Consider the following 26,154-nt stretch of genomic DNA (forward strand, 5'->3'; position numbering starts at 1 on the left):
CCCGGCCGGCCGCTGCCTCCCGGGCCTTGTCAGCCCGCCGCGGCGAGCTGGCCGCAGGCGCCGTCGATCTCCTGGCCGCGGGTGTCCCGGACGGTCGTGGGCACGCCGTGGGACTGGAGCCGGCGGACGAACTCACGCTCGTCCTCGGGCCGGGAGGCCGTCCACTTGGAGCCCGGGGTCGGGTTCAGCGGGATCAGGTTGACGTGCACCCGGTGGTTCTTGATCAGCCGGCCGAGCAGGTCCGCCCGCCACGCCTGGTCGTTGATGTCCTTGATCAGCGCGTACTCGATGGAGATCCGGCGGCCGGACTTCTCCGCGTAGTTCCACGCCGCGTCGAGCACCTCGGCCACCTTCCACCGGGTGTTCACCGGCACCAGCTCGTCACGCAGCTCGTCGTCCGGGGCGTGCAGCGACAGCGCGAGCCGGCAGGACAGGCCCTCGTCGGCGAGCCGGTTCATCGCCGGGACGAGGCCGACGGTGGAGACGGTGATGCCACGCTGGGAGAGGCCGAAGCCGTCCGGCGCCGGGTCGGTGAGGCGGCGGATCGCGGCCAGCACCCGGTTGTAGTTGGCCAGCGGCTCGCCCATGCCCATGAAGACCACGTTGGACAGGCGCGCCTCGCCGCCCGGGATCTCGCCGGCCTTGAGCGCGCGCATGCCGGCGGCGATCTGCTCGACGATCTCGGCGGTGGAGAGGTTGCGGGTCAGCCCGGCCTGGCCGGTCGCGCAGAACGGGCAGTTCATGCCACAGCCTGCCTGCGAGCTGATGCACATGGTGACCCGGTCCGGGTAACGCATCAGCACCGACTCGACCAGCGTGCCGTCGAACAGCTTCCAGAGCGTCTTGCGGGTGGTGTCGTCGTCGCACGAGACGTGGCGGACGACCGACATCAGCTCGGGCAGCAGGCCCTCCGTGAGCTTCTCCCGGCTGGCGGCGGGGATGTCCGTCCAGGCCGCCGGGTCGTTCGACATCCGGCCGAAGTAGTGGTTGGAGAGCTGCTTCGCGCGGAACGGCTGCTCGCCCAGCTCGGCGACGGCCTCCTTGCGCTCGGCGGGGCTCAGGTCGGCGAGGTGTCGCGGGGGCTTGGCGCCGCGCGGCGCGACAAAGGTGAGTTCTCCGGGCTTAGGCATGGTTCATCCAGTGTCGCAGACGCCGCGGGGTGCGCCGACGGCACAGGGCCCCGGACGCCAGACGTCCGGGGCCCTGCTCGTACCGGTCCGCCCGGTTGCCGTCGGTCAGCTGCCGACGAAGGCCGCCAGCAGCAGCCAGACCACCGGGGCGGTCGGCAGGAGCGAGTCCAGCCGGTCCATGATGCCGCCGTGACCGGGCAGCAGCGTGCCCATGTCCTTGATGCCGAGGTCCCGCTTGATCATCGACTCGCCCAGGTCGCCCAGGGTCGCGACGACCGCCGCACAGCCGCCCAGGATCAGGCCCTGCCACCAGCTGCCGTCGTCGATGATCAGCTGCATCAGCAGCGCGCCCGCCAGCATCGACAGGCCGATGCCGCCGGCCAGTCCCTCGCGGGTCTTGCCCGGGCTGATCGTCGGGGCCAGCTTGGTCTTGCCGAACTTGTAGCCCACCGCGTAGGCGCCGGTGTCACTGCAGACGGTGACGATCAGGAACAGCACGATCCGCTGCGGGCCGTCGTCGGCCGCCAGCATCAACGCCACGAAGGTGGCCAGGAACGGCACGTAGAAGGCGGTGAAGATGCCGGCCGTTATGTCGCGCAGGTAGTTCTCCGGCGGCTCGGCCATCCGCCAGACCATCACCGCCAGTCCGGTCAGGGCCAGCGAGGCCGCCGCCCACTGCACCCCGGACCAGTAGCCGGTGGCGATCATCGCGATGCCGCCCGCGACCAGCGGGACCAGCGGCGCCTTGATCTGCTTGCGCTCGGACAGCCGGCTGGTCAGCTCCCAGACGCCGACGGACACGGCCGCCATCACCACGACCAGGAACAGCGCCTTGACGACGAACAGCGAGGCGATGATCACCGCACCGAGGCCCACCCCCACGCCTATCGCGGCCTGGAGGTTGCGACCACCGCGCTGCTTGCGCGGCTGCGGCTGCGGGTCGGGCTGGGCCACGGGTGTCTCCTGCCCTGGGGGGGACGACGGCACAGGGTGGGGCTGCCCGGCCGCCGGGTGGCTCTGCGGCGGCGCGGGGTACGCCGGGGCCCCCGGGTACGGCGGCTGACCGCCGTGGCCGGGGGTGGGGGCGACGTCGTCGGTGATCGCGCGCAGCACGACCGTCTCCGCCGCACCCGGCACCGCCGTTCGGGGCTGCTCGTCCCGGAACAGCGGGCCGCTCAGCCGCCCGGGCTCCCGGGCCGGCCCCTCGGCAGGGTCGGGCCCTGGATCGGCCGGTACGGGAGGCATGACCTGAGTCTCCTCCGCGTCGCCGCCCCAGTACACCGGAGGCTGCTGCGAGTGACCCGTTCGGTGGCCGGGGTCACCCGCAGCGGCGCCCGGCCCGGCCGGCTGCTGCTGGTGCTGCTGCGCGGGCCGGTGCTGCCCGGGCTGCGGCTGGTGCTGCAGGGGCTGCTCCGGCCCGGCCGGCTGCGGAGCCGGCGCGGGCTGGTACGGGGGGTGCGGCTGGTACTGCGGGTACTGCTGGTCGGATGGGCCCCAGTAGCCAGGGGCGTCAGGGGCGTCGTTCATCAGACTTCGAGCAGCTCGGCTTCCTTGTGCTTCAGCAGCTCGTCGACGCCGGCCACGTACTTGGCCGTCGTGTCGTCGAGCTCCTTCTCCGCACGGCGACCCTCGTCCTCGCCGATCTCGCCGTCCTTGACCAGCTTGTCGATGGCGTCCTTGGCCTTGCGGCGCACGGAGCGGATCGAGACCTTGGCGTCCTCGCCCTTGCCGCGGGCGACCTTGATGTACTCGCGGCGGCGCTCCTCGGTGAGCTCGGGGAGCACCACCCGGATGATGGAACCGTCGTTGCTCGGGTTGACGCCCAGGTCGGAGTCGCGGATCGCCTGCTCGATGGCCTTCAGCGCGGTCTTGTCGAACGGCGCGACGATCGCCATCCGCGGCTCCGGCACGGAGAAGGAGGCCAGCTGGTTGATCGGCGTCACGGCGCCGTAGTACTCGGCCACGATCTTGGCGAACATCGCCGGGTGGGCGCGGCCGGTGCGGATGGCGGCGAAGTCGTTCTTGGCGACCTCGACGGCCTTCTCCATCTTCTCCTCGGCCTCGAGGAGGGTCTCTTCGATCACTGTGTACTCCCTGTCCGGTTCATCTGCTGGTGTCCCGACCGGTGTCGGCCTCGAAGCCGGTCGCGGTGTGGAGGAAACCGGTCACGGTGCCGGCGCCCTCCCGTACGGCTGACTGCTGCTCAGGCCCGGACAGAATCCTGGCTGATGAGTGTGCCGATCTTCTCACTCTTCACCGCACGCGCGATATTGCCCTCCGCCAGCAGCTCGAAGACGAGCATCGGGAGGTTGTTGTCCTTGCACAGCGTGATCGCGGTGAGGTCGGCGACCTTGAGGTCGCGGGCGATGACCTCGGAGTACTCCAGCGCGTCGAACTTGACCGCGTCCGGGTTGGTCCGGGGGTCGGAGTCGTAGACGCCGTCCACGCCGTTCTTGCCCATCAGCAGCACGTCGGCGTGGATCTCCAGGGCGCGCTGGACGGCCGTGGTGTCGGTGGAGAAGTAGGGCATGCCCATCCCCGCACCGAAGATCACGACGCGGCCCTTCTCCAGGTGCCGGACGGCGCGCAGCGGCAGGTACGGCTCGGCGACCTGGCCCATGGTGATGGCCGTCTGGACCCGGGTCTCGATGCCTTCCTTGACCAGGAAGTCCTGCAGCGCGAGGCAGTTCATCACGGTGCCGAGCATGCCCATGTAGTCGGAACGGGCCCGGTCCATGCCGCGGACCTGCAGCTCGGCGCCGCGGAAGAAGTTGCCACCACCGATGACCACCGCCACCTCGGTACCGGCGCGGACGACGGTGGCGATCTCACGGGCGATCGCGTGCACGACGTCCGGGTCGACGCCGAGCCCGCCGCCACCGGCGAAGGCCTCACCGGACAGCTTCAGCAGCACCCGGCGGCGCGAGCCGCCCTGGGGGTCCTGCGCGGTCTCCTGCGTCTCCTGCATGGACTTCTCCTTCTACACCTACTGGTTCACAGGCGCTGGGGTGCGGATCCCAAGCCTGCGCGTACACGCGAGGAGGCCACTGCCGCGGGAACCGGTACGGTGTCCTGCACGGCAATGGCCTCCTCGTCGTTCATGGTGCCGACGCGGCCCGCCCATAGACGGATGACGCTGGGGTGAGCCCGTTCGGCGCGTCCCTCCCGCCCTGGTCAGCGGGCGGGGGCGGTTCCCAGCCTAAGCGTGCCGGGAGTCCGGTGGAACGTGGCTCAGGCGCCGACGCGGAAGCGGGCGAAGCGCTTGAGGGCGACGCCGTTCTCCTCGAGGACCTTGGCGACGGTCTTCTTGTTGTCCTTGGCGAAGGCCTGCTCCAGAACGGAGTTCTCCTTCACGAAGCCGGTGACGCGACCCTCGACGATCTTCGTCAGGGCGGCCTCGGGCTTGCCCTCCTCGCGAGCGGTGGCCTCGGCGACGCGGCGCTCGTTCTCGATCTCCTCGGCCGGGATCTCCTCGCGGGAGAGGTACTTCGGCGCGAAGGCGGCGATGTGCTGCGCAACGTCCTTGGCGACGTCGGCGTTCTCCTTGTCCAGCTCGACCAGGACGCCGACGGCCGGCGGCAGGTCGGGGCTGGTCTTGTGCAGGTAGACAGCGACGAAGCCGTCACCGGAGAACTGGGCGAAGCGACGGAAGACGATCTTCTCGCCCAGGGTCGCGTTGGCCTCGTCCACGAACTGCTGGACGGTCTTGCCGGCCTCGATCTCGGAGGCCAGCGCGGCCTCCAGGTCGGCCGGGGCGGTGGCGGCGACGTGGGCGGCGATCGCGTCGGCGACCTTGACGAAGTTGTCACCCTTGGCGACGAAGTCGGTCTCGCAGTTGAGCTCGACCAGAACGCCGGACTTCTTGTCCTCGGCGATCAGGGCGGCGACGGCGCCGTTGGAGGCGTCACGGCCCTCGCGCTTGGCGACGCCCTTCTGGCCCTTGATGCGCAGGAGCTCGACGGCCTTGTCGACGTTGCCCTCGGCCTCGTCCAGGGCCTTCTTGCAGTCCATCATGCCGGCGCCGGTGAGCTCACGGAGCTTCTTGACGTCCGCGGCGGTGAAGTTCGCCATGGTGTGAATCTCTTCTCGCGTCTCGCGTGTCTGCGTGGGGTTGCGCCGGGACCGCTGGTTCGGTCCCGGCACGGGAGAGAGGGGCACCAACCGGTGTCGTACCGGTGGGTGCCCCTCACCCTTGGTACGTCAGGCCTGCTCGGCCGGAGCCTCGGCAGCGGGGGCCTCAGCGGCCGGAGCCTCGGCGGCGGGGGCCTCAGCCGGAGCCTCGGCAGCGGCCTCGGCGGCGGCGGGGGCCTCCTCGGCCTTCTTCTCGCCCTCGAGGATGTCCTTCTCCCAATCGGCCAGCGGCTGGTCGGCGCCCGGCTCGGCCTTGACGTCGCCCTTGGCAACGCCGGCGCGGGACTTGAGGCCCTCGGCGACGGCGTCGGCGATCACACGGGTCAGCAGGGTGACGGAGCGGATCGCGTCGTCGTTGCCCGGGATCTTGTAGTCGACCTCGTCGGGGTCACAGTTGGTGTCGAGGATGGCGACGACCGGAATGTTGAGCTTCCGGGCCTCACCGACCGCGATGTGCTCCTTCTTGGTGTCCACGATCCAGACAGCGCTGGGAACGCGCTGCATGTCGCGGATACCGCCGAGGGTCTTCTCCAGCTTGTCGTGCTCGCGCTGGAGGACCAGGAGCTCCTTCTTGGTCAGGCCGGAGCCGGCCACGTCCGAGAAGTCCAGCTCGCCGAGCTCCTTGAGGCGCTGCAGACGCTTGTAGACGGTCGAGAAGTTGGTCAGCATGCCGCCGAGCCAGCGCTGGTTCACGTAGGGCATGCCCACGCGGGTGGCCTGCTCGGCGATGGCCTCCTGGGCCTGCTTCTTCGTGCCGACGAAGAGGACGCTGCCGCCGTGGGCAACGGTCTCCTTGATGAACTCGAAGGCGCGGTCGATGTAGTTCAGCGACTGCAGGAGGTCGATGATGTAGATGCCGTTGCGCTCGGTGATGATGAAGCGCTTCATCTTCGGGTTCCAGCGACGGGTCTGGTGACCGAAGTGGACGCCGCTCTCCAGCAGCTCCCGCATCGTGACGACGGCCATAGCCGTACTCCTAAGGTGTTGCGCCCGGCTCCCGCGCAGCCGACGGCGTGGTGCGCGCGGTGGCGCTCCCCGCTCGGGCGTCTGCGTACGGCCGGGTCAGGCTCGGTTTTGTCCGTGGCAGCCAGGTGACAGCCACGCCTGACGCCCCGAACGTGCCGAGCCGCTTCGGCCCGAGCGGTCCGGAGACCGGTACGGGCTCGGCGGACCGAGCGGCACTCGCACCTGGCGGGGGCGGCGGCTGAGCCGCATCCGTCCACCGGTGGCGGGGCGTGCGAAGTCGACCCGGCGGACCGGGTCGCGTGTGAAGTGTACGGGAAGCGCCGAGCGGCGGGCGACTCCAGCGGGGTGGGGGGTGAGCTGAGGGCGCCTGGGTGGGCGGGGAGGGCGCCCGGGTGAGCGGGGTGAGCGCCCGGGTGAGCGGGCTGAGCGGCTGCCGGGGCTGCCGGGGCCGTGTACACCCGTCGGGGGGACGGCGATTGTCCACAGGGGCGGGTTGTCCACAGGAATCGGGGCGGGGCTGGCCGGGGTGGCGGGATGTGGGGAGTCTCGTGCGCATGAGTGCTGCTGCCGGTGTGGCCGGTTCCTTGGGTGGGGCCCGGGTCGGGTCGTGGGTCGGGCCGTGGGCCAGGCCCCGGGGCGGGTCTGCTGCCCTTGGTTCGGGAGGTGCATCCGGCTTGTTCGCGGGGGTGTCCTACCCCGAGCTGTCGTTTCCCGAGCTGTCGTTTCCCGAGCTGCCGATCCCCGAGCTGTCGATCCCCGAGCTGTCGTCCGTGGAGCAGCGGCCTGCGGAACTGTCGTCCCCGCCGCCTGGGCCTGGGCGCAACCGCCGGGTGGTGCTCCTGACGCTGCTGGTGCTGACGGCCCTGCTGCTGATCACACTGCCGGGGCCGGTCGGGCATGCGGCAGGTGGTACCGGGGGCGGTGCTGCCGGCCGGGGCGGCGTGGTTGGTACTGGTGGCGGGGGCCGTCCCGGGAGTGGCCCCGGTGCCGGACGAGCGTGGCCGGTGGGTGGGCCGGGCGGGCTGGTCGCGCGGTTCGACGCGCCGCCGACGCCCTGGGCCGCCGGCCACCGGGGTGTCGACCTGGTGGCCACACCCGGGACGGACGTCCGGGCGGCCGCCCCGGGCATCGTCTCGTTCTCCGGCCTGGTGGCGGGCCGACCGGTCGTGACCGTCACCCACCCCTCGTCCGGTGCTCCCCCGCTGCGGACCACCTATCTACCCGTCACCGGCTCCGTCCCCGGCGGCACCACGGTCACGGCCGGCCAGGTGATCGGACAGCTCGCGCCCGGCACCGGTCACTGCGCCGGCCGCGACTGCCTGCACTGGGGGCTGCTGCGTGGTCAGCGCTACCTGGATCCGCTGACACTGTTCGGCGGAGGCACGTCACGACTGCTCCCGCTCGGCCGGGACCGGTGAGCCCGCCTCCGCTCAGCTACCGCCCAGGCCGTGCAGCGCAAGGGCGACGGCGGCGTCCGCGATCACGTCCGGGCTTTCGGCCGGGCCGCAGCCCGCGCGCTGCTCGGCCTGCCGGACGGCAGCCTCCACAACCCCCTGGAGCAGTGCCGCCGCAAGCCGGGGCTGCTCGTGACCGAGATCCTCCAGGGCCTGGATCACCAGCCCGACCAGCTTCCCGTGCGCCGCCCGAATGCGCTCGCGCGCCGCCTCGTCCAGCTCCAGCACCGAGATCGCCGCCACCGCCCGGTGGCGAGGGTCCCCGGCCAACGCGAGCTGGCCCCGGACGTACGCCTCGATCCGGCCGGCCGCACTGTCGCAGCTCTCCATCCCGGCCTCGATCTCGGCCGCCCAGAGCGGGAAGTCGACCTCGCAGAGCACCTCGACCACCGCGGCACGGGAACGGAAGTACTCGTAGACCGAGGAACGCGCCAGCCCGGTGCGCGCCGCGAGCGCGGGGAAGGTCAGGGCCTCCATGCCTCCCTCGGTGAGGAGGCTGCGGGCAGCGTCGAGAAGAGCTGCCCGCTGCAGCTGGCGATGCTCGGCCAAAGTGGCCGCTCGAATCTTCGGCACCCTCCCACTGTACGGAGCCCTACATCCCACCGATACGGCGCCGCGCACACCCGAGGACGCGGAGGAGCGCGGCCAGGCCATCAGGGCCGGGGAGCGGCCGGGCGTACACGGGGGCGGGTGCGCGTGGGCGGGCGCCCGGGGGCCCGGGAGGTGCGTGGGGCCCGGGCGGTGCCCGGGGGCCCGGGAGGTGCGCGGGCGGGCGAGCGTATACAGGCCGGCGGACGTGGGCGGTTGCATGAGTGGAGGCGGGCGGGTGCGCACGGGCAGGTGCGGTGTGCCCTACCGGATGTCGGACAGCTTGGCCCGCAACTGCAGCACCGACTTGGTGTGGATCTGGCTGACCCTGCTCTCCGTCACCCCCAGGACCTGTCCGATCTCGGCGAGGGTCAACCCCTCGTAGTAGTAGAGCGTCACCACCGTTTTCTCCCGCTCGGGGAGGGTGTTGACCGCCTGCGCCAGCAGCCTGCGCAGCTCCCGGTCCTCGGCCACCTCGACGGGGTTGTCCGCGCTGTGGTCCTCCAGGGTGTCCATCAGGCTCAGCCGGTCCCCGCCCTCGCCGACCGGGTGGAGCAGTTCGTCGAGCGCCACCACGTTGGCGAGGGAGAGCTGACTGAAGATGGCGTGCAAGTCCTCGATCGCGATGCCCATCTCGGCCGCGACCTCGGGCTCGTGCGGCGTCCGGCGCAGCCGGGCCTCCAGCGTCGCGTACGTCCGCTCGACGGCCTTGGCCTTCTGCCGCACCGAGCGCGGGATCCAGTCCAGTGCCCGCAGCTCGTCGATGATCGCGCCGCGGATCCGGCTGATGGCGTACGTCTCGAACTTGATGGCGCGGTCGATGTCGAACTTCTCGATCGCGTCGATCAGCCCGAAGACGCCGGAGGAGACGAAGTCGGCCTGCTCGACGTTGGAGGGCAGGCCGACGCCGACCCGGCCCGCCACGTATTTGACGAGTGGTGAGTAGTGCAGGATCAGCTGCTCCCGGAGCCGCTGGTCACCCGTCTCCTTGTAGGAGCGCCAGAGCACTTCGAGCGCGGTGCGTTCGTGGCCGCCCGTCTCCCGCCGGGGCGCGGGCTGGGGCACCTCGGCGGGCGGGGGCACCACACTCTGGTCGGGGGCGCCTGGCTGGTCAGGGACATCGGGCTGATCGGGGGCACCTGCTCGCGCAGGGGTACCGGGCTGATCGGGGGCGGCGTCCGGCGCACCGGGCGCGTCCGGCCGGTCGGCGTACGCCCCGGTGTGCGCCGGCCTGCCGCCCTGCCGGGCGAGGGCCCCCATCGCACCCGTCGCCTTGGGCGGGAACTCGGTCACGGGGCGCCGCTCGGTCCGCGGCCCTCCCGAGGACCGGGCGCCACCGGTCACTCTGTGTCCGGGAATGTGTGTGGGCATGCGTTGGTCTGCGCCGTTCTGCCGAGTCATGTGCTGATAGGGAAGGCATGGCGAGCGTAGCGTGACCGACTCACTGCAATGTGCTACCGCCACTCGGTCGTCCCCCGATCCGGTGGCGTTCGTGTCACCGGATCGGGGCGCCTGAGGTGGATGAGTCGCCCCCCTCTTCCCTTTACCTCTTCCTCTCCCGGTCGTGGCCGGGCCTTTACTCAGCCCTCCCCCGGTCCTTGCCGGCTCCTTGCCCGCACCCTCATCCGGCCGTGCCACTCGCCCGATCCTTCACCCTCCCCGCCCGCTCCCTTGCCTCTGTCACGGCCTCTTCCCTTGCCTCTGCCCTTGCCTCTCCCCGCGCCGGCCCTCGACCGCCGCCCCGGTCAGCTGCCTCCCCTTCTCCGCATCAGCCGCCAGTGCGCGCCGTGCCGCTCGACATAGCCGAGCGACCCCAACTCGTAGAGCCGGTGGAGTACTTCGTCCGGTGGGAGCCCGGACTGCCTGGCCAACCGCTCCACCGGGGCGCCCTCCGCGGTGGCGGGTACGGCCTCCAGCACCCGGGCCACCGCCGGCTCCAGCAGGTCCCGGGGCAGCACCGGGCCGCTTCGCGGCGGCGCCAGGTCGTCGCCGATCGCCCCAATCAACTCGGCCACCTCAGACGCGTCGGTGACCAAGGTGGCGCCGCTGCGGATCAGGGCATGCACCCCGGCGGAGAGCTCCGAGGTCACCGGCCCGGCGACGCCCATGGTGTGCCGGTTGAGGTCGCGGGCGCGTCTGGCCGTACTGAGCGCCCCGCTGCGCAACGCCGCCTCGACCACCACCGTGCCCCGGGTGAGCGCCGCGATGACCCGATTGCGCAGCACGAACCGGAATCTGTTCGGGTGCTCCCCCGGCGGGAGTTCGCTCAACAGCAGCCCCTGCGAGGCGATCCGCCGGATCAGCTCGGCGTTGCCGCGCGGGTAGGCGACGTCCACGCCGCAGGCGAGGACGCCGATGGTCATGCCGCCGACGGCCAGGGCACCCCGGTGGGCCGAGGCGTCGATCCCGTACGCCGCACCGGAGACCACCACCCACCCTCGTTCAGCGAGCTGAGCCGACAGCTCCCCGGCCACGTGCGCGCCGTACGCCGTGCAGGCCCGTGCGCCGACGACCGCCACCGAGCGGAGGGCGAGCAGACGCAGCGAACCCGTCCCGGCCAGCCATAGCCCGATCGGCCGCCCGTCCCCCAGGTCGTCCAGCTGGCTCGGCCACTCCGTGTCGCCCGGAATGATGAAGCGCCCGCCGACGGTTCGCATCCGCTCCAGATCGGCGACAGGGTCCACGTCCACGAGTCTGGCCCGGTAGGCCGCGAGCCGGTCCGCGTCCAGCCCCGGATGGTCGGGCACGGTGCCGTCCCGGATTGCCTGGACGACATCGACGGCGGTGAGTTGGGACAGCCATCGCCCCAGGACGGCATCGCCCGGTTCGCTGAGCCGGCTCAACACCGCCCTGGCGAAGCGCTCGGGCCCGGCCTCCGCGGTGGTCCCGGAGAGAGGCTGACGGTGGTTGATCGTCTGGTTCACGGTCTCGTCTCCTCGTGTCCTGGTCTGCTGAGTCCCGGTCATCCGCCACCACCGGCAGGGCCGGACCGGGCCGCCTTCTCACCCTTGGGCGTGTCGCCTGCCGCCCTGCCGATGCCGAGCCGGCCGAAGGCGCGCTCGGTCAGCGGCAGCCCGTTTTCGACGCCGGTCCGCAGCACAAGGGCGGTCCGCACGTCCCGTTGGTCCGGGCGGTCCCTCCCGGCGAGGTCGGCGACCGTCCAGGCGACCCGGAGCACCCGGTCCAGGCCGCGGGCGGTCAGCAGTCCTCGCTCCAGTTGGCGCGCGGCGTCGTTCAGCGCGCCGGACCCGAGCTGCCAGCGGGTGCGCAGCTCATGGCCGGGCACCTCGGCGTTGGTCCGCCACGGTGTGCTCGCCAGCCGGGCCGCCGCACGCTCCCGCGCGGCCAGCACCCGGGCCGCGACGATCTCCGTGCTCTCCGCCGTGGTGTCCCGCTCCATGAGCTCGACCCTGGTCACCGGGGCCACCTGGACCTGGAGATCGACCCGGTCGAGCAGCGGCCCCGAGAGCCTCCCCTGGTACCGGCTGACCATCGCGGGGGTGCACTCGCAGCCCTCGCCCCGGCGCGAGTACCGCCCGCACGGGCAGGGATTGGCGGCCAGGCAGAGCAGGAATCTGGCCGGGAGCCGGAGCGATCCGGCCGACCGGGCGATCACCACCTCGCCCGACTCCAGCGGCTGGCGCAGCGCGTCGAGGACCCTGACCGGGAACTCCGGAGCCTCGTCCAGGAACAGAACTCCCCGGTGTGCCAAGGACACCGCGCCCGGTCTGGGCAAGCCGCTGCCGCCGCCGACGATCGCCGGCATGGTGGTCGAGTGGTGCGGGGCGCAGTACGGCGGGCTGGCGATCAGTGGCCTGCCGACCGGGAGGAGCCCCGCCACGGAGTGGACGGCGGTGACCTCCAGGGACTCCTTCTGGGTGAGCGGCGGCAGGAGTGCTGGCAGCCGCTCCGCCAGCATCGTCTTCCCCGCGCCCGGCGGGCCCTTGAGGTACAGATGGTGACCGCCCGCAGCGGCGATCTCCAGGGCTCGGCGGGCCTCGTACTGGCCGGCCACATCGGCCAGGTCGAGGCGGGACGCCTTGTCGTCGGGCAGCCCCCGTACCCCTGCGGTGGGGAGCATCAACCCTGCCATCAGCGGGTCCGGACGGCCGCCGATCGGGTCCGGTGGCTCCTCCGGCGCGGGGGCACCGGTGAGGACGGCGACCAGTTGGCGCAGGCTGCGCACCCCGATGACGGTGACGCCCGGGACGAGCGAGGCCTCGGCGGAGGTCTGCTCAGCCACCACGACCCGCTGGTACCCGGCGTCGGCGGCGGCGAGCACCGACGGAAGCACGCCGCGCACCGGGCGCACCCGGCCGTCCAGCCCCAGCTCGCCGATGATCAGCAGATCGGCGATGGACGACGGGTCCAGCCGCTCGGCAGCGGCGAGGACGGCGCAGGCCACGGCCAGGTCGAAGCCGCTGCCGCTCTTGGGGACCGCGGCGGGGCTGAGCCCCACCGTCAGCTTCCGCTGCGGCCACGCCTCGCCGCTGTTCACGACGGCCGCGCGCACCCGGTCGCGAGCCTCGGACAGCGCTTTGTCGGGCAGGCCGACCAGGGTGAAAGCGGCGACTCCCGGCTCCAGGTCGGCCTGGACCTCGACGATCACGCCGTCGACGCCGACCAGGGCGACGGAGCAGGTACGGGCGAAGGCCATCTCAGACCACCCCCCGCAGGTGGTCCACCGAGGCGGCGCCGCGGACCCGGTTGATCACGGCGACGAGGTCGATCCGGACACCGCCGGGCGGGACCGGCGGCCACTGCGGGTCGGCGGGAGCGGGCTGGTACTCGGGGCCTGCCAGCCTGGCGAAGTGGCTGGGCCAGCGCTCGGCCATCCACCGCTCGGCGAGACGCTGGAGCCGGGCGGCCTTGGCCCGGTCGATGGCCTCGCTGGGCTGCTGGAACCCCCGCTCGGAACGGGTCTTGACCTCGCAGACCGCGAGGGTGTCCCCGTCGAGGGCGACGATGTCGAGCTCGCCCTCGACGCAACGCCAGTTGCGGTCCAGGATGCGAAGCCCGTCCTCGGCGAGGCGGCGGGCGGCGACCCGCTCCCCGTAGCGGCCGAGGGCGTTGTTGGTAGTGCGCCCGGCGCCGGCCCCGTCCGGGCTCGGCATCGCCGGGGCGGCTCTCTCCTCGCAGTCCCTGTCCGGTCCGGCCCCTTCCGGGCGCGGCGGAGCGGACCCACCGGGCGCGGACGGTCCTCCCTCCGGCCGTCGCGCCGCCTTGCGGCGGGGCTGAGCGCCCTGCTGGGGCTTCGGTGCCTGCGGCGACGGTGTCTGCTTGCGAGTGGTGCGCTTGGTGTCCTGCACGGTGACCACCTCCGCCGGGGAGGTTGCCGTGCGGCCTGGGACAGGACCAGAGAGTTGTTATTTCCTGTGGATAACCCGGGCCTGTGGATAACTTCCGTCACCCGCAGGGGTGAGAATCCCGGAAAACTCGAAATTCCCCTGGACACCGCGGGACCGGGCGGTCCAACGTCAGTTCCCGAAGCCGGACTCGTCCGAGGGCAGCTCCAGATCGCTCTTCGCGAGCTCCTCGATGTTCACGTCCTTGAAGGTCAGCACCCGGACCTTACGGACGAACCGGGCCGGCCGGTACATGTCCCAGACCCACGCATCCGCCATCGACACCTCGAAGAAGACCTCGCCCTGGACCGAGTGCACCTGCAACTCGTAGTCATTGGTGAGGTAGAAACGTCGCTCGGTCTCGATCACGTACTTGAACAGGCCGACGACGTCCCGGTACTCCCGGTAGAGCTTGAGCTCCATCTCGGTCTCGTACTTCTCGAGATCTTCGGCACTCATCCAGGCGTCCCCTCAACTTGTCACGTCCACCCATTGTGGACCACCGCACCCGCCCTCAGAGCCTTACCGGAGTGACTGGGGGCCCCTCGGCCACCAATTGCTCCAGGAAGTCCGCCAGCCCGACCGGGTAGACCGTCTCCGCGGTTTCCTTCAACTCATCGATCGTCCACCAGTGCGCCGCCAGCAGTTGCGCGTGCTCGTCCGCACCCATTCCCGAGTGGTTGAGCACCGTCTCCGTGGTCCGGGCCAGGTGGAACCACTGCTCCTGCTCGTACCGCCTTCCCCGAAAGGAGAACGAAGCCGTGCCGTACGCAACCACCGGCCCCAGCTCCACGCCCCGCAGCCCGGTCTCCTCCGAGAGCTCCCGCACCGCGGCCTCGCGCACGCCTTCGCCGGCTTCCAAGCCGCCCCCGGGGGTGAACCACCAGGTGACGTCCGGCACCGCCGGATCGGATCCCCGGAAGAGGAGGAGGCGGTCCTGCCGGTCCAGCAGCAGGATCCGAGCGGCCCTGCGGCGCTGCGGTTCCATGACAGCTCTTCCCCCTCCCCTCGTGTGCCCAGCTGACTCTCCCGATCCTGCCACCCGGCACGACCGTCCGGGGCCTTGTTCGGCAGAGCCGCCCGAGCGGCGGCAGTGGCGCCGTCTGTGGCCGCCCCTGCTGTGGTCGCCGTTCCGGCTGCCACGACAGCGGTCGCTGCGGCCGTGGTGGTCAGGCCTCCGCGCGGCGGCGGCCGAGCCGCCGGGCCAGGCCCGCCACCCCGCCCACCGCGGAGGTCACCACGATCGTCGCCGCGCCTACAACGGTGGCGTAGAAGGCGGGTTCCAGCGGTCCCCGTTCACCGGCCTTCGGCCCGCCGATCCCGTCGAAGGCCGTTGTCCGGGCGAACATTCCGGTGCGGCCGAACGGCAGGACGGTGGCCTCCACCCGGGCCTCTACCTCAGTGGCCGGGATCGTGCCGCCGTCGATCTCCAGGTGGAGACGCGAGTCGAGCGACCCCTGCCGGTTGTCGCCCATCAGGAAGAGCCGGCCGGTCGGTACTTCCACGCTGAACGCGCTGCCCTGGGGGCCCTGCGCCGCCAGGTAGGGCTCATCCACCGGCTTGCCGTTGACGGTCAGACGCTGGTCGTCCCCGGTGGTGGCCACCGTGTCGCCGCCGACCGCGACCACCCGCTTGACCATGAGCTCACCGCCCCAGGCCTGGTCGCGGAAGACCACGACATCGCCCCGGCCGACGGTCTTGCCGTCGATCTGCCGGGCGACCACGGTGTCCCCGACCTTCAGCGTGGGGGTCATCGAGCCCGTCGGAATGCCGTAAGGCCGGTAGTCGACCGCCATGACGACGAAGCCACCGACCAGGAGGACCAGGCCGAGTCCGATCAGCAGGCCCTGAAGCACCGCCGCAGGCCGGCGTCGAGGCCGCGTGACGGCAGGCGGGCGATCCGTCGTCTCGTCCACGACACTGCTCATCGACACCGTCCAACCCCGACCGAACCGGAAACGCTCACGGCGCGCCAGGGGCACAGGCGGAAAACCCGGCGGGCCGTGGCACGTCCGAGCAGATTACTCGTCGGTACTACGGCCCGCGCAAGGCCCGGGGGCGACCCGGCTGAGGTCAGGACTTCTTCTTGCGGTCCGCCCGGCCCCTCAGCCGGCGCGTCAGCGGGAGCAGACCGACGGCGCCGACAGCCCCGGCCATCGGCGGAACGAGCGGCGCGGCCGCCGCCAACCCCTTCTGGTCGAAGGTGTCCGGCACCGGGAGCGTCGCCCAGTGATCGACCGGCCAGGCCACCACGAACGCACGGCCGATCACGTCGTCCACGGGGACGGTGCCGCCGCCCGGCTGGTCCATGTGGAAGCGGGAGTCCAGCGAGTCTCCACGATGGTCGCCCATCACCCAGATCCGGCCCTCCGGCACCTTCACCGGACCGAAGTCCTTCAACTGGCAGGGGGTGTTCCCGGGGAAGACGTACGGCTCGTTGAGTGCGATCCCGTTGACCTTGACCGGCCCGTCGCCGTGGCACTCGACGGTGTCCCCGCCGACCGCGATGACGCGCTTGATGAGGTCCTTCTCGTTGTCGGAGGGCATCAGGCCGACAAAGCTGAGCACGTCCTGGACGCCCCGGACAAAGGAGTTGCTGCTCTGGTTGGTGGGCTCGTCGGCCAGCCAGCCACCCGGGTCGTGGAACACCACGACCTCTCCGCGCTCGGGCTCGGCTCCGAACCACGGCGTCAGCTTGTCCACCAGGACACGGTCGCCGACCTGAAGCGTGTTCTGCATCGACTCCGACGGAATGGAGAACGCCTGGACGAAGAACGTCTTGATCACGAGCGCCAGGACAAGCGCGATACCGATCAGGATCGGCAGCTCTTTCCAGAAGGACCGCTGCTTGCGCTCGTCGGCGGGCTTCTCCTCCGACTGCTCGGCCGGCCCCGCCTCGTCCCGGAAGTCGTCCGGGACGTCACCGGTGCCATTGCCCTGTTCGTCGGCGGACTGGGCCGCCGAGTCCTCGGCGGATGCCGAAGACACTGCGGACTCCGTGGACCGGGCCGCCCGGCCGCCGGAGCCCTCGGGCTCTCCGGCGCCTGAGCGGGCGCCGATCACCAAATCCCCCACAACGTCTCCTCCCTGCTGTGCGGACGCCTGTGCGCCCGCGCTCACAGTGCCGCACAGCGGGCACCACGCTCCACCATCGACCGTGAACGCCCCAGGGCCACCCGTCTCGGGCACACCTGACACCAGCACAGCCTTCGGACGCGGCCGTTGTCGCGTACCGGCCGCATCAGCACTTCTCTATCACTCCCAGGCATCCGGCTCGCACTCCCACACGCCCGGCCTGGCCGGTCACCGGCCGGCCCGCGCTACTCCGGGGATCGCTCCGGCCTTCGGCCGACAAGCGGAAAGATGCCCAACACACCCATAACGAGCGGAGGTTCCTCCGGAAGCGGCCCAACCCCCATCGAGTTCGGCGCAGTTCCACGACCTTCCGGAGCCCTCGCCAGCTTGGAGAGTGAACCCGGCACATCAAGTTGATGCACCCGACCCACCGGCCAGGCGATCACGAACGCCCGGCCCACCACACCGCTCAGCGGGATGGTGCCCTGCCCCTGATTCCCCATGTGGAAGCGGGAGTCGGCGGACACGTCCCGGTGGTCGCCCATGACCCAGAGCCGCCCCTCCGGCACCTTCACCTTGAAGGGCTGCCGGGACGGCGGGTTCCCCGGAGCCAGGTAAGGCTCGTCGACCGGGGTGCCGTTGACGCTCAGCCGGCCCTGCTCGTCACAGCACTCCACGGTGTCCCCTCCGACACCGATCACGCGCTTGATCAGGTCCTGCTCGCCGGCGGACGGCAACAGCCCGACATAGGTGAGGACTTGCTTGGCTCCACGCAGAATCGGCCCGTCCGTGGACGGCTTGCGATCGGCCTCCAGCCAGCCGCCCGGGTCCTTGAACACCACCACATCGCCGCGTTGCGGCTCGGCACCGAACCAGGGGGTGAGCTTGTCCACCAGCACCCGGTCCCCGATCTGGATGGTCTGCTCCATCGACCCGGAGGGAATCACGAAGACCTGCACCATGAACGTCTTCATCACCAGCGCGACCACCAGCGCCACCAGGACGATCAGCGGGAACTCACGCAGCAGCGAGCGCTTGCGCCGGCGGGCCGCCCGGCGGGCGGTGCGACGGCGCTCGGCCCGGCCTCGCGCGGGCGGCGCGGGCGAGGGCGCCTCCGGGGCGGCCGCACCCGCAGCCTCTTCCGAGGGCCCTACGGCAGGCTGGTCGGCGAACCTGTCCGTGGAGCGGCCGGCCGGGCGGTCGGTCAGCCGGCCTCTACCTCTGGTCCCCATGTCCACCGGTCCCCCCTGCCGCGGCGAACGCCGCCGGCCGGTCCAGGCTGGTCCAGTGGCCGACCGGGAGGACCACCCACTCCGCCCGTCCGATCACCTTGTCCTCCGGAACGAAGCCGCCACCGGGCTCGCCCAGGTGGTCGCGCGAGTCGCGGGAGGCGCTGCGGTGGTCGCCCATCACCCAGAGCGTGCCGGTCGGCACCACCACGTCGAAGGCCACGCTCGACGGGTCGTCCCCCGGCGCGAGGTAGGAGGACTCGTCGATCGGCACGCCGTTGACGGTGATCCGCCCGCCCGGGCCGGTGCTGGTCACCCGGTCGCCGCCGACGCCGATGACGCGCTTCACGTAGATCGAGTCGCCGGCGGGGGCCAGCCCGAGGTCCTGGCCGAGCGCCCGCAGGCCGTCCCAGAAACCGCTCGGCTCGGCCGGCCCCTGCCGAAAGGAGCCCGTTCCGTCGAAGACCACGACATCGCCGCGCCGGGGGTGGCCGCCGAAGGAGTAGGCCAGCTTGTTCGCGATCAGGCGGTCGCCGGTGCGCAGGGTGTTCTCCATCGATGCGGACGGCACCGCGAACGGCCGTGCCACAAAGGCATTCACCAGGAGCAGGGTGAGCAGGCAGATACCGACGAGCAGAAGGACGTCACGCGACCGAGAACGACCCGGCTCTTCGGCTCCCGATTCCGCGCCCTCGTCAGCGCCCTCTTCGGCGCCCTCCGGGGATTCCTCTACCGAGTCCTCCGCGAAATCCCCGGCCGGCCCGACCGCCGGCTCAAGCCCAAGCCCAAGCCCAGGCCCCGGATCGACCCCCGGTTCCACCGGCGCGGCCGGGGAACCGACGCCGGAAAGGGCCGCGGAAACGACCGCGGACCGCAACGGCGAGTCCGCACCGGTGGGTGCGGGACAGCCGTCGCGGTCCGCGGATGGTTCGTGCGTGCTCATCGGGGGCTGAGCTTACCTTGCGGCAGCAACGCCCCCCAGAGCGCTCCGATCCCCCGGCAGAACCGGGGGTCGGTGGATCAGCGGTCGCGCTTCTCCTTGATCTTCGCGGCCTTGCCGCGGAGGTCACGCAGGTAGTACAGCTTGGCGCGGCGAACCGCACCGCGGGTCACGACCTCGATCTTCTCGACGACCGGGGTGTGCACCGGGAAGGTGCGCTCCACGCCGACGTTGAAGCTGACCTTGCGGACGGTGAAGGTCTCACCGACACCGGCGCCGTGGCGGCGGATGACGACGCCCTGGAAGACCTGGACACGGGAGCGGTTGCCCTCGATGACCCGGACGTGAACCTTCAGGGTGTCACCGGCGCGGAAGGCCGGAATGTCGCTACGCAGCGAAGCCGCGTCGACAGCAGCGAGCTTGTTGCTCATGTTGCTCTCCATCGCAGGCGCCACGGGCCGCCCACGGAAGTTCGTCACAATGGGGTTCGCTGCGGGCCGCGTCGGTTGGCGATGATCCCCCCGTGGCGGGGGCACCGGACCACGTGACTCCTACGGGAGGAGCCCAGCGACAGACAGCAGCGGCCTATTCTTCCACATCATCGGCCACGGACCGAAATCGGCCGAGCCGCTCGTCCCAGGCCAGGCCGAGGATGCTGAGCGCCTCGCGGTCCTTCTTGTCGAAGGCGCCGTACTGCCAGCGTTCCACCAGGTCGGACCGGTTCGCCAGGGTGCGGGCGAACGCCTGTTCGCGCCGCCAGCGGGCGATCCGGCCGTGGTTGCCGCTGAGCAGCACGTCCGGGACGGTTCGGCCGCGCCACTCGGCGGGCTTGGTGTAGACCGGGCCTTCCAGCAGGTCGGCCATCGCGCCGGGCGCGAAGGAGTCGTCCCGGTGGGACTCCGCGTTGCCGAGCACGCCCGGCAGCAGCCGGGCGATCGCCTCGACCATGACCAGGACGGCAACCTCGCCGCCGGCCAGGACGTAGTCGCCGATCGACGCCTCGACCACCGGCATCCGGGTGGCCGCCTCCTCGATCACGCGCCGGTCGATGCCCTCGTACCGGGCCGGAGTGAAGGTCAGCCACGGACGGCCGGCGAGCTCCTGCGCGAGCTCCTGGGTGAACGGGCGCCCGCTCGGGGTGGGCACCACCAGCGTGGGCACCTCGCCGGCCGGGCCCTGGCCGATGACGGCGTCCAGCGCCTCGCCCCACGGTTCGGGCTTCATCACCATGCCGGGGCCACCGCCGTAGGGGCTGTCGTCCACGGTCCGGTGGATGTCATGCGTCCAGTCGCGCAGGTCGTGGACGTGGACGTCGAGCTGGCCGCGGGCGCGGGCCTTGCCGACCAGCGAGATGTCCAGCGGCTCCAGGTACTCCGGGAAGATCGTGACGACGTCTATCCGCATCCCGTCCTGCACGGACGATGCGGACGCGACAGACGGCGCGGGCACGGCAGAGGGCGCGGACGCGACAGACGGCGCGGGCACGGCAGAGGGCGCGGACGCGACAGACGGCGCGGGCACGGCAGACGACGCAGAAACGGCGGGCGCGGCGGACGGCGCCTCGGGGCGCTCCTGCGGCGGCAGTCCCTCGGCGGTCACTCCGACTCCTCCGGCTCCTCCGCCGAAGCCTGCACGACGTCGGCCTGCTCCGGGTCGATCAGCCCCGGCGGCGGGTCGATCACCACCCGCTGGTTCTCCAGGTCGATGGTCGGCACGATGCGGGTGACGAACGGCACCAGCACCTCCGTGCCGTCGGGCTTCTCCACCGTGAGCAGGTCCTGGTAGGGCAGGTGGACGACCTCGGTCAGCTCGCCGACCGGGGTCCCGTCCAGCAGCACCACGTCCAGGCCGATCAGCTGGTGGTCGTAGTACTCCTCCGGGTCGTCCGGGCTCTCGTCCGGGTCGACCTCGGCGATCAGGATGGTGCCGCGCAGCGCCTCGGCGGCGTTGCGGTCCTTGACGCCGGCGAAGCGCAGCAGCAGCCGGCCGCTGTGCACCTTGCCGGACTCGACGGTCAGCGGTCCGGCCGACGCGGGGTCGGTGAGCACGACAGCACCGGGGCCGAGCCGGAGTTCCGGCTCGTCGGTGCGGACCTCGACGCTGACGTCCCCCCTGATGCCGTGGGCGCGGCCGATCTTGCCGACGACGAGCTGCACGGTGATCGTTCTCCTGGATGGGTGCTAGGGAAGGGCCTGGGGAAGGCAGAGCAATGAAAAGAGCAGAGCTATGAAAGAGCTGGGAGAGAAACGGCGAAGGCCGGCCGGGACGACATGCGTCCCGACCGGCCTCAAGCCCTGACGGCTGAACGAGCAGCAGCGTCAGCGAATGCTGTCCACGTCGACCAGGTCGACACGGACGTTGCGACCGCCGAGGGCGCCGACGACGGTGCGCAGTGCGCGCGCCGTGCGGCCGCCCCGGCCGATCACCTTGCCGAGGTCATCGGGGTGCACTCGCACCTCGATGGTGTTACCCCGACGCAGGTTGCGCGAACGCACCTGCACCTCGTCGGGGTGCTCGACGATGCCCTTCACCAGGTGGTCGAGGGCGTCCTCGATCACGATCAGGCCTCGGCGGCGGCGTCGGCCTCAGCCTCGGCCTTGTCCGACTTCTTGGCCTTCGGGGTGATGGCGACACCGGTGGTGGCGTCCTCGAAGCCGGCGACGGCCTTCGCGAACAGGTGCGAGAAGTCCTCGACCTTGGGCTCGGCGACCAGCAGCGGCGCCGGGGCCGGCAGGCCCTTGAACTTCTGCCAGTCGCCGGTCAGCTTCAGGATGGCGAGCACCGGCTCGGTCGGCTGGGCGCCGACGGACAGCCAGTACTGGGCGCGGTCGCTGTCGACCTCGATCTTCGAGGGGTTGTAGGTCGGCTGGTAGATGCCGATCTCCTCGATCGCGCGACCGTCACGCTTGGTGCGGGCGTCGGCGACGACGATGCGGTAGTGCGGGGAGCGAATCTTGCCGAGACGCTTGAGCTTGATCTTGACTGCCACGGGAGTGGATTCTCCTGGTGTTGACGTGGGTGAGCAGCCTGGCCCTCGCGTGGGGTTGCGGGGGTGGGCCGTTCAAGGGACACGCCAGCCGTAGGAGAGAGGGGTCCTGTCTCGGCTGCCGAGTACTCAGCTGTCCATTCTGCCATACCGGCGCGAACCGCCTTGACCGGCCTCCGGTGGACCGACACGACCCGACACGGCCCGACACGGCTCAACGTGGACTGACACGGACCTCGGCGGCTCGGGGCGGGCGGCCCGGAGTGGCAGGAAAGCAGGAAAACCCGGGGAGACGAAGCCAGGGACGGACAGAGGGCAGGGGCCGGGAGAGTCGGGGCGCGGGGCCGGGAGGGACAGGTCGACCGGGAGCCCCCGCTCCCGGTCAGCCCAACTCACCACCACTGATCGGCCGAGTGCCGATCGGCGTCGCACGGATTCGCTCCGGCCGGACCAACTGCCCGCACAGCTGCCGGCCGTTTCTCCTGGCCGCCGACTACGCGATCTTGAACGGCTGCTGGCAGGCACCGCAGACGATGGACGCCTGCGCGAGCACCGACGGAACGACCCGGACGTTGCGCCCGCAGCCGCAGACCGCCTTGACCCGGACGCCGCCCCCGGAGGAGCCGTGCCGGGCGGCCGGGCCGCGGAAGGCGCGCGACGCACCGTCGCCGGTCACCGCCTCCTGGTGCGCGCCGAGGGCGCGGTCCAGGCGCTCGATGGTCTCCGCGTACCGTTCGCGCGTCTCCTTGAGCATCGTCACCTGGGAGAAGCCGCTGCTCGCGTGCGGTTCGACCGGGTGCGCCAGACCCAGCTCCGAGGCGAGGAGCAGGAAGCGTCGGTTGTGGTAGCGGCCGGCGCGCGAGGTGTCCCGGATGTCCCGGGCCGCGGCCAGACCGTGGGCAGCCTCGTGGAGGAGCCGCTCGAAACCGAGCCGCGTGCCACAGGCCGAGGAGGACTCGCCGATCAGCGCCTCGGGCGAGGCGAGGTCGGGGAGGTCCTGATGGAAGGCCTGGATGTCGCTCCAGGCGGCGGCCAGTTCGGCCGCGAGAACGAGGGGCTGTGTCGTGCTCACGCTAGACCAACGATGGAGTGCGAGCCGATGTTCCGCGCGTTCCCGCTCCCCGGGAATTCCCAGGAAACTCTCAGGAATGTACGAGCGCGCGCAAATTGCGCGTTTCGGATCTGACGCAAGACCAACCCCCTGCACGTTTGGGCCCGTCGCAGCTCGGCGGGCCTCGTCCTTTTCCGCCTCGGGGAACGGGCTGTCGACCCCCGGACGTACGTACGGCCCATGATCCTGTCGAGTTGACAGGGCCACGGGCCGTACACCGTACCGCTATTCCGTTAATACCGGGAGTTGACCGGTCAGTAGCTATGTCGAGAGGTCGGACAACGCCTGTGCGGTTACCGCCGGAATTCCCGGCGGCGGTTGTCGGCGCCCGTCAGTACTCATCAGTACATGTCGGTTTCCGACAACCCGGATGCCTCGAAAACGCGACGGAACACCCCGAACCGCTCAGTACCGAAACCAAACCGTCCAGTACCGAACCGCTTCCCCCGAACGGACGCTGCCGCACGGCCTCCGCCGAACCGCTGCCGCCGCACCACCCGCTACCGAACCACCCGCTACCGAACTGCTCAGTAGGCGCGCGCGACGATCGCGATGTTGCCGTCCTGGTCGTCCGTCGCCGGCACCGAGCCGTCGGCGGCCACGAGGCAACGCACCGAGACGCCCTGCTCGGCCAGCTTGGCCTCGCCCTCCGGGCCCAGCTCGGCCCAGGAGATGCGGCCCCAGCCGGTGGCGGCGGCCTCGACGGCCTCGTCGAGGTTGCTCACGTCGACGGTGCGGGCCTCGCGGCGCTCGCGCGACTGGCGCAGCAGCAGCGCCTGGTCCTCCTCCAGCACGCCCGGCACCAGCGACGCCAGGGCATCGATCGAGACGGGCTCCTTGCCGCCGGGGATGCGGCGGGCCAGCATCGCGGTGCCGTTCTCCAGGTCGCGCGGGCCGACCTCGATGCGCAGCGGCACGCCCTTGAGCTCCCAGTCGACCGCGCGGCGGCCGAACGGGGTGTCGGTGCGGTCGTCGACGACCACCCGGATGCCGGCGGCCTCCAGCGTGGCGCCGATCTCGCGGACCTTGGCGATCACCGCGTCGTCGCCCTTGATGGCGAGGACGACGGCCTGGACGGCGGCCAGCCGCGGGGGCACCCGCAGGCCGTTGTCGTCACCGTGGGACATGATCAGGCCGCCGACCATACGGGTCGAGACGCCCCAGGAGGTCTGCCAGACGTACTCGCGCTCGGCGCCCTGGAGCTGGTAGGTGGTGTTGAACGCCTTGGCGAAGTTCTGGCCCAGCTCGTGGCTGGTGCCCATCTGCAGCGCCTTGCCGTCGCCCATCATGCCTTCGAGCGTGAGGGTGTTGATGGCGCCGGCGAAGCGCTCCTTGGCGGTCTTGCGGCCGAGCACGACGTCGATGCCGAGCACGTTGGTCATGAAGTCGCCGTAGACCTGGGTGTGGATCATCGACGCGTAGTCGCGGGCGTCCTCGTAGGTGGCGTGGGCGGTGTGGCCCTCCTGCCAGAGGAACTCGGTGGTACGCAGGAAGACGCGCGGGCGCAGCTCCCAGCGGACCACGTTGGCCCACTGGTTGATCAGCAGGGGCAGGTCGCGGTGGCTCTGAACCCACTTGGAGAAGTACTCGTTGATGATCGTCTCGGAGGTGGGCCGGACGACGACCGGCTCATCGAGCTGCTTGCCGCCGCCGTGGGTGACCACCGCGAGCTCGGGGGCGAAGCCCTCGACGTGCTCGGCTTCCTTGGTCAGGTAGGACTGCGGGATGAACATCGGGAAGTAGGCGTTCTGCGCGCCGGCCTTCTTGATGCGGGCGTCCATCTCCTGCTGCATCCGCTCCCACAGGCCGTAGCCGTACGGTCGGATGACCATGGTGCCGCGCACCGGACCGTTGTCGGCCAGCTCGGCCTTGTTGATGAGGTCCTGATACCAACGCGGGAAGTCGTCCGCCTGGGGGGTGAGAACGGGTGCCTTTGCCATGGGGCGAATCGTACGGGGATCAGAGCCCCGACTTCGAATCGGTGGCCGGCCCGGCAACCGGCCGGTGACGGGCCCGGCAACCGGCCCGGTGACGGGACCGGCAACCGGCCCGGTGACGGGACCGGTAACGCGGCTGCTGCCGGGGGGCGCACGACCGCAACACGCGCGCACCACCCTGCACCCCTCTGGACGCCACGCCCGAGCCGCTGTTCGCTGGAGTGGGGCGGGACTTTGGGGGAGCCGTAGCAGCACACCGAAGGACCGGATGGGAGGCCGCGATGGCTTCAGCTCGAACGACCGGCACAACCGTACGACCCGCGGGCGCACGATCGCACGACCCGCTGCCCGCGGCAGCGTGGCCCGCGCGGGCGCGCGACTGGGCAGAGATTCAGGAACGCATGCTGGTGCCGCTCTACGAGGCGGTCTACGACCGCCTGGAGGTCGGCCCGGCGACCAGCGTGCTGGGTCTGGGCTGCCGGTCGGGCCTGGCCCTGCTGCTGGCGGCCGGGCGGGGTGCGCAGGTCGCCGGTCTGGAGCCGGAGGACGAGCTGCGCGAGTTGGCCCGGGGCCGCCGGCTCCAGGTCGGCGCGAGCGCCCGGACGGCGGCGGCCGTCCCCCGCTCGGCCCATTCGCTGGTCACGGTTTTCGAGCAGTTGCCGGGCGCCGCCGATCCGCAGCGCGAGGTGGCCGAGGCGGCCCGGCTGACGCTCCGCGGCGGTCACGTGGTGCTGGCCGCCTGGGGCCCGCCGGAGCGTTGCGAGAGCGCGGCCGTGCTGGACGTGGCCCGTCGGATGGCGGGGCGCACCACGGCGCGTGACCCGTTCGGGCTGAGTACGCCCGGCGCCCTGGAGGATCTGCTGGCACCGGCCGGCCTGCGCCCGGCCGGGAGCGGCCGGGTGAGCTGCCCGTTCGCCTACCCGGACCTGGACAGCGCGGTCCGCGGGCTGCTCTCCACCGGCCTGTACGACGCGGCGGCGGAGTTCTCGGGGCTGCCACTGGTGGCGAAGGAGCTGGCGGAGGTGCTGCACCCGTACCTGCGCCCGGACGGCTCGGTCCGGATGGAGAACGTGTTCCGCTACCTGGTCGCCGAACAGCCCCGCTGACCGGCCCGGCCACGCCGGTCCCCCGAACGGCCTCGGGCCTGGTCGAGCGCCTTCTGCGGCACCCCCGCCGCCCGGTAGGCCTCCTCCTCGTCCAGCGTCTCGGCCAGCGGTGCCGCAGCCGGCGCGTCCAGCCGGGCGCGCTGCTCGGTCAGCAGC

26 protein-coding genes are annotated in these 26,154 nt (G+C 71.5%); 2 read left to right on the forward strand and 24 right to left on the reverse strand.

Annotated features, from left to right (window positions below; all coding sequences use genetic code 11):
• Positions 1-29 precede the first annotated feature (29 nt).
• The 6 genes from rlmN to rpsB all read right to left on the reverse strand — a co-directional run bounded on the left by rlmN (position 30) and on the right by rpsB (position 6,227).
• Positions 30-1,130: a dual-specificity RNA methyltransferase RlmN gene (gene rlmN, locus ACZ6NC_RS32995; RefSeq protein ID WP_465737540.1), complete on the reverse strand. Its 1,101-nt coding sequence runs from the start codon at positions 1,128-1,130 to the stop codon at positions 30-32.
• A gap of 105 nt (positions 1,131-1,235) precedes the next feature.
• Positions 1,236-2,375, reverse strand: coding sequence for a phosphatidate cytidylyltransferase (locus tag ACZ6NC_RS33000; protein WP_465737572.1), 1,140 nt, complete (start codon positions 2,373-2,375; stop codon positions 1,236-1,238).
• Positions 2,376-2,656: 281 nt separating this feature from the next.
• Complete coding sequence (gene frr / locus ACZ6NC_RS33005) at positions 2,657-3,214, reverse strand: ribosome recycling factor (protein WP_465737541.1); 558 nt, start codon at positions 3,212-3,214, stop codon at positions 2,657-2,659.
• A gap of 119 nt (positions 3,215-3,333) precedes the next feature.
• Positions 3,334-4,098 carry a UMP kinase gene (gene pyrH / locus ACZ6NC_RS33010; protein WP_465552086.1) on the reverse strand — a complete coding sequence of 255 codons (765 nt, stop codon included), beginning with the start codon at positions 4,096-4,098 and terminating at the stop codon, positions 3,334-3,336.
• Positions 4,099-4,361: 263 nt separating this feature from the next.
• Complete coding sequence (gene tsf, locus ACZ6NC_RS33015) at positions 4,362-5,201, reverse strand: translation elongation factor Ts (protein ID WP_465737542.1); 840 nt, start codon at positions 5,199-5,201, stop codon at positions 4,362-4,364.
• 129 nt (positions 5,202-5,330) lie between these two features.
• Complete coding sequence (rpsB, locus tag ACZ6NC_RS33020) at positions 5,331-6,227, reverse strand: 30S ribosomal protein S2 (RefSeq protein ID WP_465737543.1); 897 nt, start codon at positions 6,225-6,227, stop codon at positions 5,331-5,333.
• 674 nt (positions 6,228-6,901) lie between these two features.
• Between rpsB and ACZ6NC_RS33025 the strand changes: the two genes are divergently transcribed.
• A complete protein-coding gene (locus ACZ6NC_RS33025) occupies positions 6,902-7,645 on the forward strand; it encodes a M23 family metallopeptidase (RefSeq protein WP_465737544.1) in 744 nt (247 codons plus the stop codon).
• A 12-nt stretch (positions 7,646-7,657) separates the two neighbouring features.
• Here the strand turns inward: ACZ6NC_RS33025 and ACZ6NC_RS33030 are convergent, their stop codons facing one another.
• The 18 genes from ACZ6NC_RS33030 to proS form a co-directional block, all read right to left on the reverse strand.
• Positions 7,658-8,230, reverse strand: a complete 573-nt coding sequence (locus ACZ6NC_RS33030) for a TetR/AcrR family transcriptional regulator (RefSeq protein WP_465737573.1) — start codon at positions 8,228-8,230, stop codon at positions 7,658-7,660.
• Positions 8,231-8,533: 303 nt separating this feature from the next.
• Positions 8,534-9,334 carry an RNA polymerase sigma factor WhiG gene (whiG, locus tag ACZ6NC_RS33035; RefSeq protein WP_465737574.1) on the reverse strand — a complete coding sequence of 267 codons (801 nt, stop codon included), beginning with the start codon at positions 9,332-9,334 and terminating at the stop codon, positions 8,534-8,536.
• A 680-nt stretch (positions 9,335-10,014) separates the two neighbouring features.
• Positions 10,015-11,193 (reverse strand): DNA-processing protein DprA, encoded by a 1,179-nt coding sequence (gene dprA, locus ACZ6NC_RS33040; protein ID WP_465737545.1) that lies wholly within the window; start codon positions 11,191-11,193, stop codon positions 10,015-10,017.
• 38 nt (positions 11,194-11,231) lie between these two features.
• Positions 11,232-12,926: a YifB family Mg chelatase-like AAA ATPase gene (locus ACZ6NC_RS33045; protein ID WP_465737546.1), complete on the reverse strand. Its 1,695-nt coding sequence runs from the start codon at positions 12,924-12,926 to the stop codon at positions 11,232-11,234.
• Position 12,927: 1 nt separating this feature from the next.
• Positions 12,928-13,383: a YraN family protein gene (locus ACZ6NC_RS33050; protein ID WP_465737547.1), complete on the reverse strand. Its 456-nt coding sequence runs from the start codon at positions 13,381-13,383 to the stop codon at positions 12,928-12,930.
• A gap of 363 nt (positions 13,384-13,746) precedes the next feature.
• Positions 13,747-14,073, reverse strand: coding sequence for a DUF2469 domain-containing protein (locus tag ACZ6NC_RS33055; RefSeq protein ID WP_030056781.1), 327 nt, complete (start codon positions 14,071-14,073; stop codon positions 13,747-13,749).
• A 55-nt stretch (positions 14,074-14,128) separates the two neighbouring features.
• On the reverse strand, positions 14,129-14,602 hold the full coding sequence (locus tag ACZ6NC_RS33060) for an NUDIX hydrolase (protein WP_465737548.1): 474 nt from the start codon (positions 14,600-14,602) through the stop codon (positions 14,129-14,131).
• A gap of 181 nt (positions 14,603-14,783) precedes the next feature.
• Positions 14,784-15,470, reverse strand: coding sequence for a signal peptidase I (lepB, locus tag ACZ6NC_RS33065; protein WP_465737549.1), 687 nt, complete (start codon positions 15,468-15,470; stop codon positions 14,784-14,786).
• Between the two features lie 217 nt (positions 15,471-15,687).
• On the reverse strand, positions 15,688-16,689 hold the full coding sequence (lepB, locus tag ACZ6NC_RS33070; protein WP_465737550.1) for a signal peptidase I: 1,002 nt from the start codon (positions 16,687-16,689) through the stop codon (positions 15,688-15,690).
• A 245-nt stretch (positions 16,690-16,934) separates the two neighbouring features.
• The gene (gene lepB / locus ACZ6NC_RS33075; protein ID WP_465737575.1) at positions 16,935-17,921 is read right to left on the reverse strand and encodes a signal peptidase I; all 987 of its coding nucleotides are present in this window, start codon (positions 17,919-17,921) and stop codon (positions 16,935-16,937) included.
• Positions 17,905-18,861, reverse strand: a complete 957-nt coding sequence (gene lepB / locus ACZ6NC_RS33080) for a signal peptidase I (protein ID WP_465737551.1) — start codon at positions 18,859-18,861, stop codon at positions 17,905-17,907. Before lepB (ACZ6NC_RS33080) ends, lepB (ACZ6NC_RS33075) begins: the two co-directional genes overlap by 17 nt.
• A 77-nt stretch (positions 18,862-18,938) precedes the next feature.
• A complete protein-coding gene (rplS, locus tag ACZ6NC_RS33085; RefSeq protein ID WP_063347674.1) occupies positions 18,939-19,289 on the reverse strand; it encodes a 50S ribosomal protein L19 in 351 nt (116 codons plus the stop codon).
• Positions 19,290-19,443: 154 nt separating this feature from the next.
• Positions 19,444-20,262, reverse strand: a complete 819-nt coding sequence (trmD, locus tag ACZ6NC_RS33090; protein WP_465737552.1) for a tRNA (guanosine(37)-N1)-methyltransferase TrmD — start codon at positions 20,260-20,262, stop codon at positions 19,444-19,446.
• A 191-nt stretch (positions 20,263-20,453) separates the two neighbouring features.
• Positions 20,454-21,014: a ribosome maturation factor RimM gene (gene rimM, locus ACZ6NC_RS33095; protein WP_465737553.1), complete on the reverse strand. Its 561-nt coding sequence runs from the start codon at positions 21,012-21,014 to the stop codon at positions 20,454-20,456.
• 162 nt (positions 21,015-21,176) lie between these two features.
• Positions 21,177-21,416 (reverse strand): RNA-binding protein, encoded by a 240-nt coding sequence (locus ACZ6NC_RS33100; RefSeq protein ID WP_030306741.1) that lies wholly within the window; start codon positions 21,414-21,416, stop codon positions 21,177-21,179.
• 2 nt (positions 21,417-21,418) lie between these two features.
• Complete coding sequence (rpsP, locus tag ACZ6NC_RS33105; protein ID WP_396325485.1) at positions 21,419-21,847, reverse strand: 30S ribosomal protein S16; 429 nt, start codon at positions 21,845-21,847, stop codon at positions 21,419-21,421.
• Positions 21,848-22,337: 490 nt separating this feature from the next.
• Positions 22,338-22,916: a hypothetical protein gene (locus tag ACZ6NC_RS33110; protein WP_380327407.1), complete on the reverse strand. Its 579-nt coding sequence runs from the start codon at positions 22,914-22,916 to the stop codon at positions 22,338-22,340.
• Positions 22,917-23,482: 566 nt separating this feature from the next.
• Positions 23,483-24,895 carry a proline--tRNA ligase gene (gene proS, locus ACZ6NC_RS33115; protein ID WP_465737554.1) on the reverse strand — a complete coding sequence of 471 codons (1,413 nt, stop codon included), beginning with the start codon at positions 24,893-24,895 and terminating at the stop codon, positions 23,483-23,485.
• 278 nt (positions 24,896-25,173) lie between these two features.
• Between proS and ACZ6NC_RS33120 the strand changes: the two genes are divergently transcribed.
• Positions 25,174-25,998 carry a class I SAM-dependent methyltransferase gene (locus tag ACZ6NC_RS33120; protein ID WP_465737555.1) on the forward strand — a complete coding sequence of 275 codons (825 nt, stop codon included), beginning with the start codon at positions 25,174-25,176 and terminating at the stop codon, positions 25,996-25,998.
• Positions 25,999-26,154: the final 156 nt, after the last annotated feature.

The sequence above is a fragment of the Kitasatospora sp. NPDC041988 genome, from assembly GCF_055588525.1.

Bases quoted from the DNA above. Each gene is read 5' to 3' on its own strand.
- rlmN (WP_465737540.1), bottom strand. From the start codon at position 1,130: ATGCCTAAGCCCGGAGAACTCACCTTTGTCGCGCCGCGCGGCGCCAAG.
- ACZ6NC_RS33000 (WP_465737572.1), bottom strand. From the start codon at position 2,375: ATGCCTCCCGTACCGGCCGATCCAGGGCCCGACCCTGCCGAGGGGCCG.
- pyrH (WP_465552086.1), bottom strand. From the start codon at position 4,098: ATGCAGGAGACGCAGGAGACCGCGCAGGACCCCCAGGGCGGCTCGCGC.
- tsf (WP_465737542.1), bottom strand. From the start codon at position 5,201: ATGGCGAACTTCACCGCCGCGGACGTCAAGAAGCTCCGTGAGCTCACC.
- rpsB (WP_465737543.1), bottom strand. From the start codon at position 6,227: ATGGCCGTCGTCACGATGCGGGAGCTGCTGGAGAGCGGCGTCCACTTC.
- ACZ6NC_RS33045 (WP_465737546.1), bottom strand. From the start codon at position 12,926: ATGGCCTTCGCCCGTACCTGCTCCGTCGCCCTGGTCGGCGTCGACGGC.
- ACZ6NC_RS33050 (WP_465737547.1), bottom strand. From the start codon at position 13,383: ATGCCGAGCCCGGACGGGGCCGGCGCCGGGCGCACTACCAACAACGCC.
- ACZ6NC_RS33055 (WP_030056781.1), bottom strand. From the start codon at position 14,073: ATGAGTGCCGAAGATCTCGAGAAGTACGAGACCGAGATGGAGCTCAAG.
- ACZ6NC_RS33060 (WP_465737548.1), bottom strand. From the start codon at position 14,602: ATGGAACCGCAGCGCCGCAGGGCCGCTCGGATCCTGCTGCTGGACCGG.
- lepB (WP_465737575.1), bottom strand. From the start codon at position 17,921: ATGGGGACCAGAGGTAGAGGCCGGCTGACCGACCGCCCGGCCGGCCGC.
- lepB (WP_465737551.1), bottom strand. From the start codon at position 18,861: ATGAGCACGCACGAACCATCCGCGGACCGCGACGGCTGTCCCGCACCC.
- rplS (WP_063347674.1), bottom strand. From the start codon at position 19,289: ATGAGCAACAAGCTCGCTGCTGTCGACGCGGCTTCGCTGCGTAGCGAC.
- trmD (WP_465737552.1), bottom strand. From the start codon at position 20,262: ATGCGGATAGACGTCGTCACGATCTTCCCGGAGTACCTGGAGCCGCTG.
- proS (WP_465737554.1), bottom strand. From the start codon at position 24,895: ATGGCAAAGGCACCCGTTCTCACCCCCCAGGCGGACGACTTCCCGCGT.
- ACZ6NC_RS33120 (WP_465737555.1), top strand. From the start codon at position 25,174: ATGGCTTCAGCTCGAACGACCGGCACAACCGTACGACCCGCGGGCGCA.